Origin of the sequence: Kitasatospora sp. NPDC056800 (assembly GCF_042789775.1) — a bacterium.
Taxonomy (GTDB): domain Bacteria; phylum Actinomycetota; class Actinomycetes; order Streptomycetales; family Streptomycetaceae; genus Kitasatospora.
On the sequence record NZ_JBHUAL010000362.1, the window covers coordinates 1 to 3,679 of the forward strand.

A 3,679-nucleotide genomic window follows, 5' to 3' on the forward strand; every position below is an offset into this window, starting at 1 on the left:
GTACGGTCACGGGTGCCGCCCCTCGGCGGTGCTGCTTCGCGCGCTAGATGATCAGGCTGAGCGGCATGATCAGGGCGATGGCGACCACCGAGATCACCGTCTCCATCACCGACCAGGACTTCAGCGTCTGCCCGACGCTCATCCCGAAGTACTCCTTCACCAGCCAGAAGCCGGCGTCGTTGACGTGCGAGAGGAACAGCGAACCGGCGCCGATCGCGAGCACTAGCAGGGCCGCGTGGGTCGAGGACATGTTCGCGGCGAGCGGGGAGACGATGCCGGCCGCGGTGATCGTGGCGACCGTCGCCGAGCCGGTGGCCAGGCGGATCAGCACGGCGATCAGCCAGCCGAGCAGCAGCGCGGAGATGTGCCACTTGCCGGACCACTCGCTGACCGCGTTGCCGACGCCCACGTCGATCAGGGTCTGCTTGAAGCCGCCGCCCGCGCCGACGATGAACACGATGCCGGCGATCGGGCCGAGCGACTTGCCGACGGTGTCGGAGATCCGGGCCTTGTCGAAGCCGGCCGCCTTGCCGAGCGTCACCATGCCGAGCAGGGTCGCGGCGAGCAGCGCGATCAGCGGGGAGCCGATGAAGTCGAACACCCGCTGGCCCAGCGCCTTCGGGTTGTCGATCACCACGTCGGCCAGCGCCTTGCCGAGCATCAGCACGACCGGCAGCAGGATGGTGGCCAGCACCGCGGCGAAGGAGGGGGTGCGGTCGTGCTTGGCCGTCTCCTCGGGGGCGGTGGCCGCCGGGATCTCCAGCGGGCCGACCCAGCGCTCGGCCACCCGGGCGAACAGCGGACCGGCGATGATCAGGGTCGGGACGGCGATCAGCAGGCCGAGCGCCAGGGTGATGCCGAGGTCGGCCTTCAGCGCGTCGACGGCGACCAGCGGGCCCGGGTGCGGGGGCACCAGGCCGTGCAGCACCGACAGGCCGGCCAGGGCCGGGATGCCGACCCGCATCAGCGGCACGTTGCCGCGGCGGGCGACCAGCAGCACGATCGGGATCAGCAGGACGACGCCGACCTCGAAGAACAGCGGCAGGCCGAGCACGGCCGCGATCAGCGCCATCGCCCAGGGCAGCGCCTTGTTGCCGGTGCGGGAGAGCACGGTGTCGGCGATGATGTTGGCGCCGCCGGAGTCGGCGAGCAGCTTGCCGAGCATCGCGCCGAGGCCGATCAGCAGGCCGACGCTGGCGACGGTGGAGCCGAAGCCCGTCGAGAAACTGCTGAGCAGCTTGTCGAAGGGGGCGCCCGCGACGGCGGCCAGCAGACCGGAGCCGAGCGTGAGGGCGAGGAACGGGTGCAGCTTCAGCTTGGTGATCAGTACGACGATCGCACCGATGCTGAGCAGCACCGCGATCAGCAGCTGGGAGTCGCTGCTGGTGTGCGGCAGGGCCGGTGGGGCGGCCGCCAGCAGAGTGGGGGCAATGCTCACGCGAGGTCTCCATTGACGGGCCGCAGCAGCGCCACGGCCATCTCGACGAGTTCTTCGGGGGACGGGCCCACGTCCAGGGCGGCGCCGCGCTCGTCCGCACCCAGGGGCTCCAAGGTGGCGTACTGGGAGTCGAGCAGCGACGTCGGCATGAAGTGGCCGGTGCGGTGGGAGAGCCGGTCCTCGACCAGCTCGTGACCACCGCTGAGGTGCAGGAAGAAGGCACCCGGGGCGTCCGCGCGCAGGATGTCGCGGTAGCGGTGCTTCAGCGCCGAGCAGGTCACCACGCCGCCGGTACCGGCCTCGGCCCGCTCCTTGAGCCAGGCGCCGATGGCGCGCAGCCAGGGCGCGCGGTCCTCGTCGTCCAGCGGGATGCCGGCCGACATCTTGGCGATGTTGGCCGCCGGGTGGAAGTCGTCCGCCTCGGCGAAGGGGAGGGCGAGGCGGTCTGCCAGCAGGCGGGCCAGGGTGGTCTTGCCGACGCCCGAGACGCCCATCACCACGATGGTGAGGGGGGACTGCGGGAAGTCGTGGTTCTCGACGCTGAGAGCCATGGGGTGGTGCTCCTTCGTTGCCTGGCCGCCACTATCGCCTCAAAGATATGACGTATTCAAGTGGCGGAAACCAAATCGTCATACTTTTGCGGTGTGGTCTGGGTCGCAGGGCGACAGGACCCGGACCGCGGGGCGGCACGCCCCGGACCGCGGGGCGGCACGACCACCGCCACAGGGCGACGTGAACGCGCGCGGGGCGGGCGTCTACCCTGGGCGGATGGAGATCCAGGGGCTGCCCGGGCGGCTGCTTGACGAGCTCGGACCGGCGATCGCGTCGGGGGAGGTCCCCGAGGGGGCCGTGCTGCGCGGCGAGGAGCTGGAGCACCGGTTCGGGGTCTCCCGGACGGTGGTCCGGGAGGCGGTGCGGATCCTGGAGGGGATGCGCATGGTGGCGTCCCGGCGACGGGTCGGGATCACCGTGCAGCCGAAGTCGGTCTGGGACGTCTTCGACCCGATGGTGATCCGCTGGCGCCTGGCCGGCTCGGACCGGCCCGCCCAGCTGCGCTCGCTCGGCTCCCTGCGGGTGGCCGTCGAACCGGCCGCGGCCGCGCTCGCCGCCACCCACGCGAGCGACGACGACCGGCGCGAACTCAGTTCACTGGCCGTGGATCTGACGGTCACCGCGCGGGCCGCCGACCTGGCCACCTTCCTCGAACACGACATCGCCTTCCACTCCCTGGTGCTGCGCGCCTCCGGCAACGAGATGTTCGCCCACCTCGGGGACACCGTCGCGGCGGTGCTCACCGGCCGGACCGAGTACCATCTGATGCCCGATCAGCCGGAGTCGTACGCGATCCGGCTGCACCGCGAGGTCGCGGAGGCGATCTGCGCCAAGGACGCCGGCCACGCCGAGCGGGCGATGCGGACGATCGTGAGCGGCGCGCTGGAGGAGCTCAACGCCCAGCTGGACTGAACCGGGGCGCCGGGGGCGTCTGCCAGGCCTGCCGGGACGGCAATGACGGGCCGGATGGCACGGTTTGGCGGCAGTTCGGCGGTTATGGAGGCATAGTCCTGGTTCGGCGGGGCAGAGTGAGCCGAGGGGGCGCGTTTCGTGTGCGCCCGTTCCGTATGCTTCACCGAACACGCGCCACGCGCCTGGGGGTCGCTCGATGTCCGTGCCACGCCGCCGCCGTCGCCGCCTACCCGACGAGGTACGCGCCGCCGCAGTCCGGGCGGTGCTCTGCCTGTCCTTCACCCTGGTCGGCGTCGTGGTGGCGACGCTGGCCTCGTACGCGGACAGTTGGCTGCTGACGCCCGCGCTGCTGGCGATGGGGCTGGGGGTGTTCGGCACCATGTGGTGCCTGGTGGAGATCCTGATCTCCCGCCAGGTCGCGGCCCAGCGGATGCAGTCGCCGGGCTCCGCGCACCCGATGGCGGGCAGCCGGGCGCCCTCCGAGCCGCTGGCCGCGCGGCCGTTCCCCCGGCCCGGCTCGTCCTCGGTGTACCGGCAGCCGTACGAGTCGCCGCAGCCGCAACCGCAGCCGTACGGGCCGGGGCGGCAGCAGCCCCAGCCGTACGGGTCGGGGCAGCCGCCGTACGGGAACCAGCAGCCGCCCCGACCGCCGTACCAGCAGCCCTACCAACCGCCGCAGCAGCCGCCGCGCCAGGCCCGGGTGCAGCCCAACCACCCGTAGCACCAGGCCGATCGGTCAGTCCCGGAGCGGCAGCGCCCGGTAGTGGGTGGTGAGCC

The 3,679-nt window shown here is 72.1% G+C and carries 4 protein-coding genes; 2 read left to right on the plus strand and 2 right to left on the minus strand.

The window, feature by feature from the left end:
* Positions 1-43: 43 nt before the first annotated feature.
* Complete coding sequence (locus ACFRQN_RS40165; RefSeq protein ID WP_074006385.1) at positions 44-1,432, minus strand: gluconate:H+ symporter; 1,389 nt, start codon at positions 1,430-1,432, stop codon at positions 44-46.
* Between the two features lie 2 nt (positions 1,433-1,434).
* The gene (locus ACFRQN_RS40170) at positions 1,435-1,989 is read right to left on the minus strand and encodes a gluconokinase (protein ID WP_074006352.1); all 555 of its coding nucleotides are present in this window, start codon (positions 1,987-1,989) and stop codon (positions 1,435-1,437) included.
* 217 nt (positions 1,990-2,206) lie between these two features.
* Between ACFRQN_RS40170 and ACFRQN_RS40175 the strand changes: the two genes are divergently transcribed.
* Positions 2,207-2,902, plus strand: coding sequence for a FadR/GntR family transcriptional regulator (locus ACFRQN_RS40175; protein WP_049658539.1), 696 nt, complete (start codon positions 2,207-2,209; stop codon positions 2,900-2,902).
* Positions 2,903-3,098: 196 nt separating this feature from the next.
* Positions 3,099-3,623: a hypothetical protein gene (locus ACFRQN_RS40180; protein WP_380745601.1), complete on the plus strand. Its 525-nt coding sequence runs from the start codon at positions 3,099-3,101 to the stop codon at positions 3,621-3,623.
* Positions 3,624-3,679: the final 56 nt, after the last annotated feature.

What these genes read in the sequence shown, in the direction of transcription:
- ACFRQN_RS40175 (WP_049658539.1), top strand. Translation starts at nt 2,207, where the DNA reads ATGGAGATCCAGGGGCTGCCCGGGCGGCTGCTTGACGAGCTCGGACCG.
- ACFRQN_RS40170 (WP_074006352.1), bottom strand. Translation starts at nt 1,989, where the DNA reads ATGGCTCTCAGCGTCGAGAACCACGACTTCCCGCAGTCCCCCCTCACC.
- ACFRQN_RS40180 (WP_380745601.1), top strand. Translation starts at nt 3,099, where the DNA reads ATGTCCGTGCCACGCCGCCGCCGTCGCCGCCTACCCGACGAGGTACGC.